The organism is Ruegeria sp. Ofav3-42, assembly GCF_022347725.1.
Lineage (GTDB): Bacteria > Pseudomonadota > Alphaproteobacteria > Rhodobacterales > Rhodobacteraceae > Ruegeria.
Genome location: NZ_JAKRGB010000002.1, coordinates 410,725 through 425,540, shown reverse-complemented (window position 1 = coordinate 425,540; position 14,816 = coordinate 410,725). Strand labels below are relative to the sequence as shown.

General features: G+C 57.6%; 15 protein-coding genes, 1 tRNA gene and 1 pseudogene. 7 read left to right on the top strand and 10 right to left on the bottom strand.

What is annotated here, in order from left to right; translation table 11 throughout:
• Nucleotides 1-30: 30 nt before the first annotated feature.
• From MHN28_RS04875 to MHN28_RS04860, 4 genes are read right to left on the bottom strand one after another with little or no spacing between them, the layout of a single operon-like run.
• The gene (locus tag MHN28_RS04875) at nt 31-1,065 is read right to left on the bottom strand and encodes a TRAP transporter substrate-binding protein (RefSeq protein ID WP_170417601.1); all 1,035 of its coding nucleotides are present in this window, start codon (nt 1,063-1,065) and stop codon (nt 31-33) included.
• 51 nt (nt 1,066-1,116) lie between these two features.
• The gene (locus tag MHN28_RS04870; protein WP_239336597.1) at nt 1,117-2,436 is read right to left on the bottom strand and encodes a TRAP transporter large permease subunit; all 1,320 of its coding nucleotides are present in this window, start codon (nt 2,434-2,436) and stop codon (nt 1,117-1,119) included.
• Nucleotides 2,433-3,017 carry a TRAP transporter small permease subunit gene (locus MHN28_RS04865; RefSeq protein WP_239336586.1) on the bottom strand — a complete coding sequence of 195 codons (585 nt, stop codon included), beginning with the start codon at nt 3,015-3,017 and terminating at the stop codon, nt 2,433-2,435. Before MHN28_RS04865 ends, MHN28_RS04870 begins: the two co-directional genes overlap by 4 nt.
• Nucleotides 3,014-3,790: an N-formylglutamate amidohydrolase gene (locus MHN28_RS04860; protein WP_239336583.1), complete on the bottom strand. Its 777-nt coding sequence runs from the start codon at nt 3,788-3,790 to the stop codon at nt 3,014-3,016. The genes MHN28_RS04865 and MHN28_RS04860 overlap by 4 nt, the downstream gene beginning before the upstream one ends.
• Before the next feature lie 133 nt (nt 3,791-3,923).
• Between MHN28_RS04860 and MHN28_RS04855 the strand changes: the two genes are divergently transcribed.
• Together MHN28_RS04855 and MHN28_RS04850 are read left to right on the top strand one after the other, a co-directional pair.
• Nucleotides 3,924-4,793, top strand: coding sequence for a MurR/RpiR family transcriptional regulator (locus MHN28_RS04855; protein ID WP_370645654.1), 870 nt, complete (start codon nt 3,924-3,926; stop codon nt 4,791-4,793).
• Nucleotides 4,794-4,870: 77 nt separating this feature from the next.
• A pseudogene (locus MHN28_RS04850) lies at nt 4,871-5,623 on the top strand (hypothetical protein); the annotation flags it as partial.
• Nucleotides 5,624-5,633: 10 nt separating this feature from the next.
• On the opposite strand, the gene MHN28_RS04845 reads toward MHN28_RS04850, so the two are convergent.
• Entirely contained in the window at nt 5,634-6,308 is a 675-nt protein-coding gene (locus MHN28_RS04845; RefSeq protein ID WP_239336577.1) for a TIGR04283 family arsenosugar biosynthesis glycosyltransferase, read from the bottom strand.
• 74 nt (nt 6,309-6,382) lie between these two features.
• Between MHN28_RS04845 and MHN28_RS04840 the strand changes: the two genes are divergently transcribed.
• Together MHN28_RS04840 and MHN28_RS04835 are read left to right on the top strand one after the other, a co-directional pair.
• Nucleotides 6,383-7,120 carry a folate-binding protein YgfZ gene (locus tag MHN28_RS04840; protein WP_239336575.1) on the top strand — a complete coding sequence of 246 codons (738 nt, stop codon included), beginning with the start codon at nt 6,383-6,385 and terminating at the stop codon, nt 7,118-7,120.
• 106 nt (nt 7,121-7,226) lie between these two features.
• On the top strand, nt 7,227-8,171 hold the full coding sequence (locus tag MHN28_RS04835) for an ABC transporter transmembrane domain-containing protein (RefSeq protein WP_239336572.1): 945 nt from the start codon (nt 7,227-7,229) through the stop codon (nt 8,169-8,171).
• 59 nt (nt 8,172-8,230) lie between these two features.
• Here the strand turns inward: MHN28_RS04835 and efp are convergent, their stop codons facing one another.
• Nucleotides 8,231-8,794 (bottom strand): elongation factor P, encoded by a 564-nt coding sequence (efp, locus tag MHN28_RS04830; RefSeq protein ID WP_239336569.1) that lies wholly within the window; start codon nt 8,792-8,794, stop codon nt 8,231-8,233.
• A gap of 218 nt (nt 8,795-9,012) precedes the next feature.
• On the opposite strand from efp, the gene MHN28_RS04825 reads away from it, so the two are divergent.
• Nucleotides 9,013-9,333, top strand: a complete 321-nt coding sequence (locus tag MHN28_RS04825; RefSeq protein ID WP_008757056.1) for a DUF6280 family protein — start codon at nt 9,013-9,015, stop codon at nt 9,331-9,333.
• A gap of 68 nt (nt 9,334-9,401) precedes the next feature.
• Here the strand turns inward: MHN28_RS04825 and MHN28_RS04820 are convergent, their stop codons facing one another.
• Nucleotides 9,402-9,971 carry a cobalamin biosynthesis protein CobQ gene (locus tag MHN28_RS04820; protein WP_239336566.1) on the bottom strand — a complete coding sequence of 190 codons (570 nt, stop codon included), beginning with the start codon at nt 9,969-9,971 and terminating at the stop codon, nt 9,402-9,404.
• A gap of 60 nt (nt 9,972-10,031) precedes the next feature.
• On the opposite strand from MHN28_RS04820, the gene MHN28_RS04815 reads away from it, so the two are divergent.
• Nucleotides 10,032-11,489: a cobyric acid synthase gene (locus MHN28_RS04815; protein ID WP_239336564.1), complete on the top strand. Its 1,458-nt coding sequence runs from the start codon at nt 10,032-10,034 to the stop codon at nt 11,487-11,489.
• Nucleotides 11,490-11,492: 3 nt separating this feature from the next.
• Here MHN28_RS04815 and MHN28_RS04810 read toward each other — a convergent pair whose 3' ends face one another.
• The 3 genes from MHN28_RS04810 to MHN28_RS04800 form a co-directional block, all read right to left on the bottom strand.
• Nucleotides 11,493-12,260 carry a hypothetical protein gene (locus MHN28_RS04810; RefSeq protein ID WP_239336561.1) on the bottom strand — a complete coding sequence of 256 codons (768 nt, stop codon included), beginning with the start codon at nt 12,258-12,260 and terminating at the stop codon, nt 11,493-11,495.
• A gap of 74 nt (nt 12,261-12,334) precedes the next feature.
• Complete coding sequence (locus MHN28_RS04805; RefSeq protein ID WP_239336559.1) at nt 12,335-13,753, bottom strand: TolC family outer membrane protein; 1,419 nt, start codon at nt 13,751-13,753, stop codon at nt 12,335-12,337.
• A 95-nt stretch (nt 13,754-13,848) separates the two neighbouring features.
• Nucleotides 13,849-14,502 carry a protein-L-isoaspartate O-methyltransferase gene (locus tag MHN28_RS04800; protein ID WP_239336556.1) on the bottom strand — a complete coding sequence of 218 codons (654 nt, stop codon included), beginning with the start codon at nt 14,500-14,502 and terminating at the stop codon, nt 13,849-13,851.
• Between the two features lie 227 nt (nt 14,503-14,729).
• Here MHN28_RS04800 and MHN28_RS04795 point away from each other — a divergent pair.
• Nucleotides 14,730-14,803: transfer RNA gene (locus MHN28_RS04795), tRNA-Cys, on the top strand.
• Nucleotides 14,804-14,816: the final 13 nt, after the last annotated feature.

Below are 14,816 nucleotides of genomic sequence, written 5' to 3'. Positions count from 1 at the left end.
GGAGTGCCCCTCGCGTCGGGATTTCGCTTATCAGCCGTAACGATAAGGCCGACCGGCCTTGAGCATTTCGGCGTTGTAGCGCTTGAAGATGTCGACAACTTTCGCCTTAGTCTCGGATTCCGCGGCGATTTCGTCCCAGAACTTCACTGCGGCTTCCTCGACGGTTGCCCATTCTTCGTCCGGGATGGAGGTCAGCTGCATCTTGGTGCCGTTGACACGCAGGTTGGCTTCGCCACCCCAGTACCACCACTGGCGATAATAGTGCGACTGATCACAGCACACCTTGAACAAGGTCTGCAGATCTTCGGGCAGTTCGTTCCAACGGTCCATATTGGCAAAGAAATGACCCGCCCATGCGCCCGACACGTTATTGGTCAGGAAATAGTTGGTCACGTCGGCCCAGCCAACTGTGTAGTCTTCGGTGATGCCCGACCATGCGATGCCGTCCAGCTCGCCGGTCTGAACCGCGACTTCGATGTCTTCCCATGGCAGGGTCACTGGCACGACGCCGAACTGCGACAGGAACCGGCCCGCCGTTGGGAAGGTGAAAATGCGCTTGCCTTTCATGTCTGCAAGCGAGTTGATCGGGTCCTTGGTCGCAAAGTGGCACGGGTCCCATGCACCGGCGCTGATGTGCTTGACGCCGACCTTGGAGTATTCCTCGTCCCAGATTTCGTTCAGGCCCCACTGGTTGAACAATACCGGCACGTCGAGCGAATAGCGCGACGCAAAGGGGAAGTATCCGCCGAACACGGTGACTTCGGTCGGCGACGCCATCGAGTCATCGTCCGACTGCACCGCGTCGATTGTACCCTTCTGCATCGCACGGAACAGTTCGCCCGTAGGAACCAACTGATCGGCGTAGAACAGTTCGATCTGCATCCGATCACCAGCAATCTGGTTGAACATCTTGATGGCCGGATCAATCACGTGCTCGGCCAGAGCGGGACCGGCATAGGTCTGCATCCGCCATGTGATTGTGTTCTGCGCCAGCGCGGGCGTCGCCAGCGGTGCGGCTGCAACGCCAACACCGGCTGTTTTCAGAAACTTACGTCTTGTCGTCATGTCAATTTCCTCTCCGTTAAAGTTTCTGTGCCCGTTTGCCGGGCATTCTTATTAGTTTCCATAAACATATCCGGGCAGCCAAAGCGCGATTTCCGGGAAAATCATGATGATTGTGAGGGCCAGGACCATCACCCCGACAAAGGGGAAGATCGAGGTATAGATGTCCTTCAACCCGATCTCGGGCGGTGCCATCGCGCGCATCAGGAAAAGGTTATAGCCGAAGGGCGGCGTCATATAGGCGATCTGAGTGGTGACGGTGTAAAGCACCCCGTACCAGATCAGGTCAAAGCCCAGCGCTCCGACGAGCGGCACATAGAGCGGCGCAACAATCACCAGCATGGCCGTGTCGTCCAGGAACGTCCCCATGACGATAAAGCTGAGCTGCATCAGAATCAGGATCATCCACGGCGACAGACCAAGTTGTTCGGTGAACAGATTGTCGATGGCTTTCACCGCGCCCAGACCATCAAACACCGCACCAAAGCCCAGAGCGGCCAGAATGATCCACATGAACATGCAGGAAATGGCAAGCGTCTGCTTGGTGCAGTCCTCGAAAATCTTCCAGGTCATGCGACGTTTGATGACGGACACGGCCAATGCGGTCAGCGCGCCGATGGCCGAGCTTTCGACCAGTGAGGTCCAGCCATTCACAAATGGCACCATCATCGCCGCGAAGATGATCAGCGGCAGTGCCCCTGCCCCGAGCAGCCGGATTTTCTCGGCCCGTGGCACTTCATGTGCGTCTTGCATCGCAGGGCCGAGCTCTGGCTGAATGCGGCAGCGGATCCAGATGTACAGGATGAACATCCCGGCCATCAGCAAACCCGGAACGATACCCGCTAACCACAGCTGCCCGACAGGCTGACGCGCGATCATCGCGTATAGAACCAGAACCACCGATGGGGGCACCAGAATACCAAGACTGGACCCGGCCTGAATGACCCCTGTCACCATCGTCTTGTCGTAGCCGCGCCGCAAAAGCTCGGGCAGCGCGATGGTTGCACCGATGGCCATGCCCGCGACGCTAAGGCCGTTCATGGCAGAGACCAAAACCATCAACCCGATCGTGCCGATGGCCAGACCACCATTCACCGGCCCCATCCAGACGTGGAACATCCGATAAAGGTCATCGGCCAGCCGGCTCTCGCTGAGCACATAGCCCATGAAAATGAACATCGGCAGCGTCAGCAGCGGATACCATTTCATCAGCTTCATCGCGGCCGAGAATGTAATGTCCTGCCCGCCTGTGCCCCACAGCGCCAGTGCCGCGATTGTTGCAACTGCACCAATCGCTCCAAAAACGCGCTGACCTGTAAACAGCATCAGCATCATCAGCGCGAACATGAAGATGGCGATATATTCCTGGCTCATGCCCGTGAGACCCCGATTTCCTGCCCGTTGATCCGGGCTATGTCTTTGAAAAATTCCGATATCGCCTGCAGCAGCATCAGGAAGAAGCCGAACACCATGATGGTTTTGATCGGCCAGATGTAGGGGCGCCACGCGGTTGATGAGCGTTCAAGCCGCCCGATTTCCTCACTGCCGGTTAGCAGACCGAAAAAGTAGAAAACCGGTTCATCGCCCCAGTAGCCAAGGCTGTAGGCCGTGGAACCAAGCCCGCCATAGAACAAGACACCCAGGTAGAAGATCAGCAGCAGAACGGTGATCGCATCGAACCAGGCTTTCCGGTGCGGGCTCCAGTTGTGGTAGAACAGGTCCATCCGCACGTTCGAACCCATCTGGATCGAATAAGGGCCACCCATGATGTAATAGGTCACCATCGCGAACTGCGCCATTTCCAGCGTCCAAAGCGATGGCAGGAAGAACGTCTTCGAGATCGAGGACCAAAGCAGGATGCCCATCATCACGAACAGGCCCCACATCATGACACGCCCGATCCGGTAATTTATCGCATCAACGATCCGCACATATGACACCATCGCTTTGATCACGCCGCTCCCCCTTTCTTCAACTCCGCAAGGGTCTGCACGATCCACGGCACTAGGCAGTCAGCCATCGCTTCTTGCTGCTCGGGCGTTTGGATCAGGTCGTTCCGGATTTCGATCATGACGTTCAGCAAGCCATGCGGCAGAGCCTGGGCATCCAGCGTGTGCGCAACCCCATCGGCGGCCGAATACGGCTCGTTCAAACGGATCACAAAGGGCGGATCATCAGGCGTCGACACCATCATTGCCTGCGCAAACCGGTCATCCACGCCGTGCAGAACGCCCAGTTCAACCTCGCGCCTTTGGCCATGGTAGACCGGAGTGAAACTGTGGATCGTCACCATAAGCTCAAGCGCGGTCCGGTTGTCGGCGATCAGACCGGCCAATGCCGCGATAAAAGGCTTATAGATGCCTTCGATCCTGCTTTTGCGCTCTTGATCGGACATGTCGGCATTGGCCGGAATCTGATAGTCCTCACTGCGCACGGGCATTGCCCCAGCAGCTTCGGGTGGGCGATTACAGTCGTAGACCAGCCGCGATACACCACCATGCACCAATGGTGCCTGCATGCGCTCGGCCATCAGCTTTGCAATAGCCAAGGCCCCCGGGTCCCAAGCGATGTGGCTCTGCAAGGCATCGGCAGACAAACCCATATCACCCAAATATTCAGGAATGCGGTTGGACGCGTGTTCGCAAACCAACACCACTGAAAAAGGACCATCCGCCATGTCCGTGTGAACAACTGTTCCGAAGTCCAAAATACCGCCCTGCGATTCCATTAAAGATGCGTGTGGAAAAATTTCCACATACGACCTTAACCTGTCAATAATTTTCCTGTACAAAATCCACCACACTTGATCCTGCTGAAAAATTATTCACACTAGGGTCGAACGTATGCAGGAGGAACGCTGAGTGCGGGTGACGGACAGGCTGCTGGCTCATAAAGAAAAAATGACCCCCTCCGAACGACAGTTGGTCAGCGTTCTGCTGGACGACTACCCAATGGCGGGCCTTGGCAGCATCACCGAACTGGCCAGCGCCGCGTCGGTTTCAACAACGACCGTCGCGCGCATGCTGCAAAAAACCGGATTTGACGGCTATCCGCAGTTTCAGGCCGCCTTACGGGGCGAGGTGAAAGAGATGATCTCGGGACCGGTCGCGAAACGCGATCTCTGGCAGAATGACCTGCCCGAAGAACACATTCTGAACCGGTATTCTCAGCAGACACTGGCCAATCAAAAACGCACCATTGATGAGGTCGACCCGGACGAATTCGACAGTTTCTGCAACCTGTTATGTGATCCCGACCGGCGCATCTTCATTACCGGCGGCCGCATCACCGGCACGCTGGCGCAGTACCTGTATCTGCACCTGCAGATGATCCGTCCCGATGTACGTCTACTGCCCGTTGCGGCGTCATGGACCCATGACCTGCTGGATGTGCGCAAAGATGATGTGCTGGTCGCGCTGGACGTCCGCCGTTACGAGAACTCATCCTTGTTGATCGGCCAACTGTGCCATGAACGCGAAGCCGAGATCGTGTTGTTCACGGATCAATGGCGCTCGCCCATTCACAGGCTGGCCAAACACACCTTTGCCGCGCGTATCGCTGTGCCGTCGGCCTGGGATTCGATGGCGTCCATTCTGGTCCTGATGGAATGCGTCATTGCCGAAGTGCAGGAAAGACTTTGGGATTCGGTCAAGGAACGTACAGACGAGCTTGAACAGGCGTTTGACCGCACCAAGCTGTTCCGAAAGTTCGGGCAAAGCTCGGGCTCATAACACCTTTTTCCAGCCAAACGGAACAACTGAACGTGAGGAGTGTTGCCAGTCGCATGGCGCGCCGTCACTTTGATGTCATGAGTTTCGTGACCGACAACCAGCTGCCTCTGCTGATCCTCTTCTTTCTGCTGGGGGCGATTGGCACCGCCTTTCTGTTCCGTAAACCCGCAGGGCATCGCGCATGGAAACTTGCCGATCTGGTCTGGGTCGTGCTGGGCGGCGTGGGTGCGCTAGTGGCAGTTCTGGCGGGGCTTTACACCTCGGACAGTTCACGATTGGATCGGCAGATCGACGTCGCTTATGCCGCGACGCTTGCCTTTGACCGCGATGCGGCACGATTTCGGCTCCGGTTCTGCGATCCGGCTTTTGACCCCGATACTGCGGTGCTGTGCGACAAGGTCGAATTCCTGTCCGCCTCTACCGCCAGCAATGCGGACCTGCCATTATTTATCGCCGTCACAAACGAGGTTGCTCCGCTGCAGGGGCTGCATTTTCTGTTTGGCCGTCAGGCAAAAGACGAACAGGATGAAATGCGCGCAATGGCCGCCAAGGCTGATGCGTTCAACATCGACCAGTTCCTTGTCTTCACCACGCTGGATGACATGACTCAGGCCGCTATCGACAACATGCGCCGCAAGGTGCCCGCGATTGCCGGAGATTACCTGATCCTGGCCCAAAGTTATGACGATCTGGTCGAACAAGTCGGCAAATTGAAGGACGAATGGGAATACCTGCAGGCCAACGCGCATATTCTGGTGTTGCAGATCGTCGCCCTCTGTCTGGTCAGTTTTGCGGCACCCTTCCGATTGGGGAAATCCATTGTCGAGCTGCACGCTTCGCTCAGCGCCGATAGTCCTGCGCCAGCCGCTCGGGATCTACCCCCAGATAATACCGGGTCAGCGTCCACAGATTCCGCGCCCCGCGACGCATCCAGCCCGCCCGCTCATACCGATCCGCACTCGTAAAGGCCCGACAGGGCAGCAATTTGATACCCGACAAACTGCGGGCCAGTGCCACGTCCTCCATCAGAGGTTGGTCGCGGTACCCTCCGACCTTCTGGTACATAGCGCGGGGGATCAGCAGACCCTGATCTCCATACGGCAGACCAAACAGACGGCTGCGCAGGTTGGCCCAACCGGCGACCCATGTGGGCGCGAAGCCGGAGGACCGAAACGCCAGCCGAAACGTTGCCGGATCGCCGGATCTAAGGTGGTCGCCAACGACCTTGCTCCACCCTTCCTGCAGAATGGTGTCGGCATGCAGAACAAGCAGCCATTCACCCTTGGCCGCAGCGCACCCTCGGCGCAACTGCCCGCCGCGCGAGGCGGGCCCTGTTACGATCTCAGCCCCTGCCTCATCAGCGATTTCCAGCGTTTGATCCGTGGACCCGCCATCGGTGACGATCAATTCACGGATCAGCCCGGCGTGCAGCCCCTCCATCAAGGCGCCAAGGGTCGCGGGAAGCGTTTCACCCGAATTCAGGGTCGGGATTACGATGCTAATCGGCGCAGGCACGGCGGAAACCCTCTGGTCATGGCAGCGGAAACTCCTATATCACGAGGCCCGAGGAAAAGACGAGGACAACTCAGATGCCCAATCGCCGTATTCTGCGCCTCAGCGGCTCGGACACAGACAGCTTTTTGCAGGGTCTGGTCACCAATAATATCGACGGCTTGAAAGACGGGCTGGTCTATGCGGCCTTGCTGACCCCTCAGGGCAAGTATCTGGCGGATTTCTTTCTCAAACGCGATGGCGAAACGGTTCTGCTGGACGTGGCTGAGGATCTGGCAGACGGGTTGGCCAAACGGTTAGGCATGTACAAATTGCGCGCAGATGTGCGCATCGAGGATAGCGGCCTGAACCTGCAGCGAGGCAGCGGCCCAGTTCCCGAAGGCGCCCTGCCCGACCCGCGCCACCCTGAAATGGGGTGGCGGGCTTACACAACTGAGTCAGAAAGCGATGATGGCACCGATTGGGATGCAATTCGCGTGCGCCACTGCATTCCTGAAACGGGCATCGAACTGACCCCCGACAGTTACATCCTGGAATCCGGGTTCGAGGCGCTGAACGGCGTGGACTTCAAAAAGGGCTGCTATGTCGGGCAAGAGGTCACCGCTCGGATGAAGCACAAGACGGAGCTGCGCAAGGGCCTGCGCAGTGTCAGCATCACCGGGTCTGCCGCCGTTGGAACCGCTATTACGTTGAACGGAAAACCGGCCGGAACCTTGTTCACCCAGTCCAATGGCCACGCGATCGCTTATCTGCGCCTGGACCGCGTCGGGGATGAGATGCAGGCCGATGGTGCCACCTTGCGGTTAGATCCTTAACATGTTGCCGAACCGGCACGGCGGTCCCACCGGTGTCTGCCGTCAGGTTTGAATATAGCCCGGCGCGCTGTCACACTGGCTTGAACTCAGAAATCCGGATTCACCTATGTTCCAGCTATACAGAGCGATCTGGCGCGCCAGCGCTGGCCGGCAGATCATTCTCATCGTTTTGTCGATTGCTATCGCGGGTCTGGCGGCCGTTCCGCTGGAATTTCAGCGCGATATCATCAACCACCTCACCGCCGACAATGTCAGCACGGACAAGTTGATCTATTTGGGCACAGGAATGATATCCGTCATTCTGCTCAGCCTCGCCTTGAAATGGCTTCTGGGATATCGCGCCGGAACGCTGGGCGAGGACGTGATCCGACTGATCCGACAGCGATTGTTGGTGCGCGCGTCAGATATAAAGGCGGCTGGCGAGGACGTTCGCAAAGGCACGATGAGCACCGCTATTTCGGCCGAAGCGGAAGAGCTGGGCAAATTCGCAGGCGGCGCATTTTCAGATCCAGTGGTCCAGATCGGAACCCTGATCAGCGTGATCGGCTATATCTCTTCAACTCAACCGGGTCTGGGCATGATCGCCTTTTCGATGATCGTCCCCCAAATCATCATCGTGCTGATCTCGCAGCGTAAGGTGAACGTCTTTGTTGCCGAACGCGTCCGTATCCTTAGGGGCGCAACCGACAAGCTGACGGTTGAAGACATCGACGCGGTCTCGAAAGAAGTCGATGCCTTGTTCGACGATATTTTTGAGACCCGGCGCAGGATGTTCCTGTGGAAGCTGTCCGCCAAGTTTCTTCTCAGCGTCATCAACGGGGCGGGAACCGTCGGCGTCCTGATGCTGGGCGGTTATCTGGTGCTGAACGGGAAAACGGATGTCGGGACAGTTGTTGCCGCCACAAGCGGGCTTGGTCGAATTCAGGGCCCCACGGCATTCCTGATCGCGTTCTACCGGCAGGTCAGCGCAAACCGCATCAAGTACGAACTCATGCTCGAACTTTTTGGCCCGCACCCGGAACGCTATCGGCAAATCGAAAAAAGAAGCTGAAAACAAAAAACCGCGCGGTACAGGTCCACGCGGTTTCTCTTGTCCCTGAAAGCGCCGCTTTACGCGCGTTCGGAGTATTCCATAGTTTCCGTGTTCACGATGATCATTTCATCCTGACCGATAAACGGTGGCACCATGACCTTGACGCCATTGTCCAGAATCGCCGGTTTGAACGAATTCGCTGCGGTTTGACCTTTGACCACCGGCTCGGTTTCAACGATTTTGCACGTCACTTTCTGCGGCAGCGTGGCGTTCAGCGCCTCGCTTTCATAAAATTCGACAACAATTGTCATGCCGTCCTGCAGAAACGGGCGGCGTTCGCCCAGCAGTTCTGCGGGCAGTTCGATCTGCTCGTAGGTCTCGGAATCCATGAACACCAGCATGCCGTCGGATTCGTACAGGAACTGCTGATCTTTCTGCTCAAGACGCACACGTTCTACTTTGTCCGCCGAGCGAAACCGCTCGTTCAACTTCGACCCATTGCGAAGATTACGCAGTTCGACTTGCGCAAAAGCGCCGCCTTTACCGGGCTTTACGTGGTCGACCTTGACTGCGGCCCACAGCCCGTCGTTATGCTCAAGCACATTTCCGGGGCGAATTTCGTTCCCATTTATCTTGGGCATGACTTAAATCCTTCACAAACGGTTGATGCGTCAGTTCCCGTCCCTATATCTGGCGGGAACACACCTGACAAGACAACGAGACCTAGTGCTGCACTTGCAGCAAGCTATGCAAATGACGCAACGCAACTATGCATTTTAAGTGTATCCGAATCGCACTTAATCGGTCATAAGAACCGTCACGCCGAAAATGCAAGAGCAAGAACAACAAGGAAGACGAGATGAGAGATTTCGTTGACGGCACTGCCTTTAACAATGAGCAAGGCAATCGTGCTCGGAAACTTTTCGCGGCCGTTGTACTGGCTGCACTGGATGACGCTATTGCCGATGACAAGAAATATGGCAATGGCCCGGAGCAGATCGCCCGCTGGGCGCGCTCTCGTGATGGTCGCGAGGTACTGTCCTGCGCGGGTATCGACCCGAATGAGCGGGTTGTTGGCGGGCTGATGGAGTTCGTTGGACGTGGTGTTCGCACCTCGGTCGCGCTGTCGCGCGAGGAAAGCGAACGTCGCAACGCCGCACAGCAAGCCGAAGCCGCCTGATCCAGGGCGACTTCTGATGGAAAAAGCGCGCTCCTGAAAAGGGAGCGCGCTTTTCTTTTTGTCAGGTTTCAGAAGAACAAAAGCCACTGCCGCGCGACCCAGAACTCGGCAGCGAGCAGTGCGGCGAAGGACATTTTCGCCGACACAGACATCCCGCGACGCCACAGGACAACATAGCACGCAACGCAAACTGCCATGGATAGCGGCGCGACCCATAAAGCGTGGTGGCTGCTGTCCCAATAGCTGACCGGGCTATGAAACACCCAGTCGATGAGCGGCCAGAACTGAGGCCGCCCGTCCCCTGCGTGTAACAGGAAATCCATCGAAAGATGTAAAAACCCGGCTGACGCTCCGACGGTCAATACGGTCCACCCTCGCCAAATCCCGACACACAGCGCCACCCCCCAGAGAACAAAGGAATTGTCGATCGCAAACACTGTCTGCCAGCCTTGGGAAAAATAGAGCTGGTTGAAAACAACTCTTTCGGGGATGCCAAGCACGAACAGCGAAGTGCCCGCCATCACGTAAAGCGAAAGGTCAGGCAGCAACGATCCCAATAGCGCCGCCCACAGGATTCGCCCATGGGCTGGGCGGGCAAAAGCAGCGGCCCCGATCAAAAGATGCGCTGGCGTGTTCAACTTGGGCTTTTCCTTTGCCTGCAAATCAGGTCATCTGCGCGTCAACATAGGAGACAGGCCATGGTTCGGTCCATCATGATTCAGGGCACCGGCAGCAATGTCGGGAAATCGGTTCTCGTGGCCGGTCTGGCCCGGGCTTATACACGGCGCGGTTTGCGGGTTGCACCGTTCAAACCACAGAACATGTCGAACAATGCGGCCGTCACCGAAAATGGCGGTGAGATTGGGCGCGCGCAGGCGTTGCAGGCGCGTGCGGCGCGGCGTGCAACACATACGGACATGAATCCGATCCTGCTGAAGCCCGAAACCGACACTGGCGCTCAGATCATCGTACAGGGCCAGCGGGCGGGCACGATGAAAGCAGGCGATTACCGCAAGGATAAATCTAAACTGTTGGGTGCGGCGCTTGAAAGCTTTGACCGACTCTGCCGCGATGCTGACTTGGTCCTGATCGAAGGAGCGGGCAGCCCGGCGGAAACCAACCTGCGCAAGGGCGACATCGCCAATATGGGATTCGCGTGCGCTGCAGGTGTGCCTGTTGTTCTGGTTGGTGACATTCACAGGGGCGGCGTGATTGCGCAGATCGTGGGCACTCAGGCGGTTCTGGATACGAGTGATCTTGAGTTGATCCGGGGCTTTGCCGTCAATCGGTTCAAAGGCGATGTTTCCCTGTTCGACGAAGGGCGCGACGACATCGCCGCGCGCACAAACTGGCCCTGTCTGGGCGTCGTGCCATGGTTTAACGACGCGTGGAAGCTGCCCGCCGAGGATATGATGGATATCCGCTCGCACAGCGGCGGTGCATGCAAGGTCGTAGTGCCGCAACTGGAACGCATGGCCAATTTCGACGATCTTGATCCGCTATCGACCGAGCCGGGAGTAACGGTTGAGATTGTTCCGGCAGGCCGCGCCCTGCCCGGCGACGCTGATTTGGTTCTGCTGCCCGGCAGCAAGTCCACGATCGGAGATCTGGCATACTTCCGCGCGCAAGGCTGGGACGTGGATCTGTATGCGCATGTCCGCCGGGGCGGCCATGTGTTGGGCCTGTGTGGCGGCTATCAGATGTTGGGAAGGACCATCGCGGACCCCGATGGGGTCGATGGACGACCGGGCACTGTTGAAGGACTGGGCCTGCTGGATGTTGAAACCATTATGGCCGGGAAGAAACAGGTGACTCTGACCTCGGCCCGCGCCCTTGAGGGTGGAGAGCCGGTGTCGGGCTACGAAATCCACATGGGTCGGACCGAAGGCCTCGATTGCGCCCGCGCCTGGCTGGAAGTCGATGGGCGGCCTGAAGGTGCGGCGAATGCATCTGGTCGCATTCGCGGCAGTTACCTGCACGGTATATTCACCTCGGACGCGTTTCGGGCCAGTTACCTGTCACAGTTGGGTGTCGTGTCGGACCTGGCTTATGACGACGGTGTCGAAGACACGCTGGACGCGCTGGCAGACCACTTGGAAAAGAACATGGATCTGGACCGCCTGCTGGCGCTTGCCGAGACGCCTCGAAGGGCCTGAGAGTTACTCCAACTCCTGCTCAGCCAGCGCCTTGTAGATCTCGCGCCGTACCATCTTGCGCACATTCCGCGTAATGCGTTCGCCCAGCACGCCCTGCAACTCTTCGCGCACCACCTGTGCGATGAGTTTGCGCAGCGCCTCTTCATCGATTTTTGGCGACTCCGCTTCTTGCTTAATCTCGGCGCTGGTCAGCGAAAACACATCCGGATCCCGGATAAACGTCGCCATCACGTCGGGCGACGATTTTTCCTTATCAACCTCAGTCTCAGACGCTGCATCACTTGTTTCCAAAGTGTCAGGTTTGGAAGTATCTTCCTTTTTGCTCCAATCCAGCGACCTTGTAGGCGTCCCGGAGTAGGCATCCTCGCTATCGCCGTCCGGCTCCCATTGATCTTCAGTCCGGGCAATCGCTGCCTCCAGGGCTTCGATCTTCGCACTCAGGCTGTTCGTGGCGTCTTTAGGTTGTTCGGGCTTCAGGGGCACATTGTCGGCAGAGTCCTCACGAGCGACGATATCACAAGCACGCAGGAGCATTGGCTTGACCGACGCGTCGGCAGTGTAGCCCTCTTTGGCCTCAGGCTCGTTTTCTGGACCGTCCTGAACACTGGACGTCCCGCCAACCCGCAATGCATCTGTAAGCACCAATCGCCCGGGCTTGCGGGCGATTGACGATGGCATCGTATCCAAGGCTTTTTGACCTTTTTCACCAACCAGCCGTTTGATCGAGGACAGCACGTCCTCTACTCCGCTGTTTGCGACTTTATCCGTCATGGTTCTCTACCGCTCTATCCTCAGGATTGAGTGTAGCCAAACATAACGGGCGTAACAACAGGCAGTATTGGCCCTTAGTCGCGGCGCAATGCTTTGAGGACGCGATCAAGGTCCTTGCTTTGCTTGCTGACCTGAGCCGGTGCGCGCTTGACAAGATTGTAATACAGCGTCGGATCATAAATCTGCACTGCCAGCCCAAGACGCTCGGCGGTCAGCAGACCCTGCGCTTGCAGCAACTGATAAGCTGCCCGCGACCGTTCAATCCGCGATGCGACCTCGGCCAATTGCGCGTCCAGAAGGTCCTGCTGAGCGTTCAGAACGTCCAGAGTGGTCCGTGCGCCCAGGGTTGCCTCTTCGCGGATACCGTCAAACGCAACCTGCGATGCGCGGACCCGCTCGGTCGACGCCCGCAGACTTGCTGTTGCGGCCTGAAAGCGCGCATAGGCTTCGGTAACACCCTGAGTGATGTCTTTCTGCACGTTCAGCAGGTTTGCGCGCGATGCATCCCGTGTCGCCATTGCCCGGCGCACGTTTGCGGCCAGACGGCCACCGGCATAAATCGGCTGGGTGAAATCCAGAGAAACCTGTGCGTCTTCGATGCTGTCGTCGTTGTCATAGCTTTCAGTGATTCCGCCCCGAGCGTTCAGGCTGACGTTCGGACCAAGGTTGGCGCGCTGCTGCGCAACGATCAGGTCGAAGGCACGCACCTGGTGCTGTGCCGAAAGAATGGCCGGGTGATTACGCTGCGCCAGGCTGACGGCCTGCCCTTCCGAGCTTGGCAGGTTCGGCAGGCTCGGCTGACCGGCGGTCCGTCCGGGCGATTTGCCAACGGCGTTCACATACTCTGCCTGCGCCGTATCCAGATTACCGCGCGCCACCGCCAGATCGGCTTGCGAGCTTGCAAGCTGCGCTTGCGACAGCGCAACGTCTGTTCGTGTCACTTCGCCAACATCAAACCGGTCCTGCGACGCGCGCAGTTCCTCGGCCGAAACATCGACGTTGTTCAGTCGAATCTGAACCGTTTCTTCCTGCAGAAGAACCTCCAGATAAGCGTTTGCTCCCCGGAACAAGACCTGCTGTTCGATATCCAGAAGGGTCTGCCGTGTGGACAGAACAGTTTCCTGCGCCGATTGCTTGCCCAGTACAGCAGCACCGCCATCGTAGAGCAGTTGGGCGAGCGTCAGTCCGGTAAAAAAGTTGTTTGGTTCGGTTCTGGTCACGACATTGTCGATGTTCCGTCGCGTATAGTCACTGCTGACGCGCACCGTCCAGTTGATGATCGGTCGAAGCGCCGACAACGCGATCGCGACGTCTTCGTCCGCCGCACGCAGCAACGCGCGGTTCTGTTCCAGCAACCCGCTGGTGTTGTACGCGCCGATAAATGCGTCCGTTATGTTATCAGCCCAGACCGCTCGCCCTGGTATCATGCTGAGTGCGACTCCAGCCGTCACCGCCAGCGCCTTGACCAGCTTGCCTCCCGCCATAGAACTCATAACGAAATCCTCTCAAATCAAAATTACGCTGTCCTGACCACAGTTTGCGCGTTTGTGTTCAACTAATCAAGGCGGCAGAACAATCTGCCGTCAAACTATAGCGAAAATACACGGTTCGTTGAAAATGCCTGTAAAATCGGCGCATTGGCGTTGAACGCGTCCCGCCAGGTCACACGATCACCAGATTTGTGCCCAATTCGAACCGTGCCCAGCTCTCCTTCGACAAAAAGGCACGCAATGCGACCATGATCCTTGAGTTGCGCGAGCAATGTGTCCGGCACCTGTTCAACCCCACCTTGAATCATGATGACATCATACGGGCCATGCTCGGGCGCACCTTGTTCAAACGGACCGACGTGGACAATCGCGTTGTCGGCGTCGGCTTCCAGCAGAATCGATTGAGATTCGGCGGCCAGGTTTTCATCTTCCTCGACGGCAACGACAAGCTGCGCCATTCGCGCGGCAACGGCGGTCGAGTACCCCATCGCGGGGGCGATATCCAAAACCGCTTCGTCGTTGGAGATGTTCAGAATATCCAACATCTTGGCCAGTGTCCGAGGCTCCAGCATACAGCGCCCCTCCCCCAGGTCGATCAACCCCTCGACATAAGCCGCCTCGCGCTGCGCATCCGGCACGAAATTCTCGCGCTTGACGGTCAGCATCGCATCTATGATGGGGAATTTCGTAACATCAGAGGGGCGTACCTGCGTATCAACCATCGTCCGGCGCCGGGCTGCGAAATCTGTCATTGGATCGCTCGTTCTGTTCCCTTGGGTGACCGAGTTTTGCCACATCCTTGGAACACCGGCAACGGCTCCGACACCGAAACTCTCCAATTATCGCAAGCTATAACGTCGCAACCCAAGACGAAGTTGACGCCTGAGCCCGAAATTTGCGCCTGCCCCTCTGGACGCCCCTGCAGAAAGCTGCTAAAACGCCTGTCACACCACGGCAAGTATTTGATTTTACTTGAAAAGGCGAGTTGGCGGAGTGGTGACGCAGCGGATTGCAAATCCGTGTACACCGGTTCGATTCCGGTACTCGCCTCCAATAAAATCAATGG

Coding starts and splice junctions, on each gene's coding strand:
- MHN28_RS04810 (WP_239336561.1), bottom strand. CDS start 12,260: ATGACGGATAAAGTCGCAAACAGCGGAGTAGAGGACGTGCTGTCCTCG.
- MHN28_RS04870 (WP_239336597.1), bottom strand. CDS start 2,436: ATGAGCCAGGAATATATCGCCATCTTCATGTTCGCGCTGATGATGCTG.
- MHN28_RS04875 (WP_170417601.1), bottom strand. CDS start 1,065: ATGACGACAAGACGTAAGTTTCTGAAAACAGCCGGTGTTGGCGTTGCA.
- MHN28_RS04840 (WP_239336575.1), top strand. CDS start 6,383: ATGCCCAATCGCCGTATTCTGCGCCTCAGCGGCTCGGACACAGACAGC.
- MHN28_RS04800 (WP_239336556.1), bottom strand. CDS start 14,502: ATGACAGATTTCGCAGCCCGGCGCCGGACGATGGTTGATACGCAGGTA.
- MHN28_RS04815 (WP_239336564.1), top strand. CDS start 10,032: ATGGTTCGGTCCATCATGATTCAGGGCACCGGCAGCAATGTCGGGAAA.
- MHN28_RS04825 (WP_008757056.1), top strand. CDS start 9,013: ATGAGAGATTTCGTTGACGGCACTGCCTTTAACAATGAGCAAGGCAAT.
- MHN28_RS04835 (WP_239336572.1), top strand. CDS start 7,227: ATGTTCCAGCTATACAGAGCGATCTGGCGCGCCAGCGCTGGCCGGCAG.
- MHN28_RS04805 (WP_239336559.1), bottom strand. CDS start 13,753: ATGAGTTCTATGGCGGGAGGCAAGCTGGTCAAGGCGCTGGCGGTGACG.
- efp (WP_239336569.1), bottom strand. CDS start 8,794: ATGCCCAAGATAAATGGGAACGAAATTCGCCCCGGAAATGTGCTTGAG.
- MHN28_RS04860 (WP_239336583.1), bottom strand. CDS start 3,790: ATGGAATCGCAGGGCGGTATTTTGGACTTCGGAACAGTTGTTCACACG.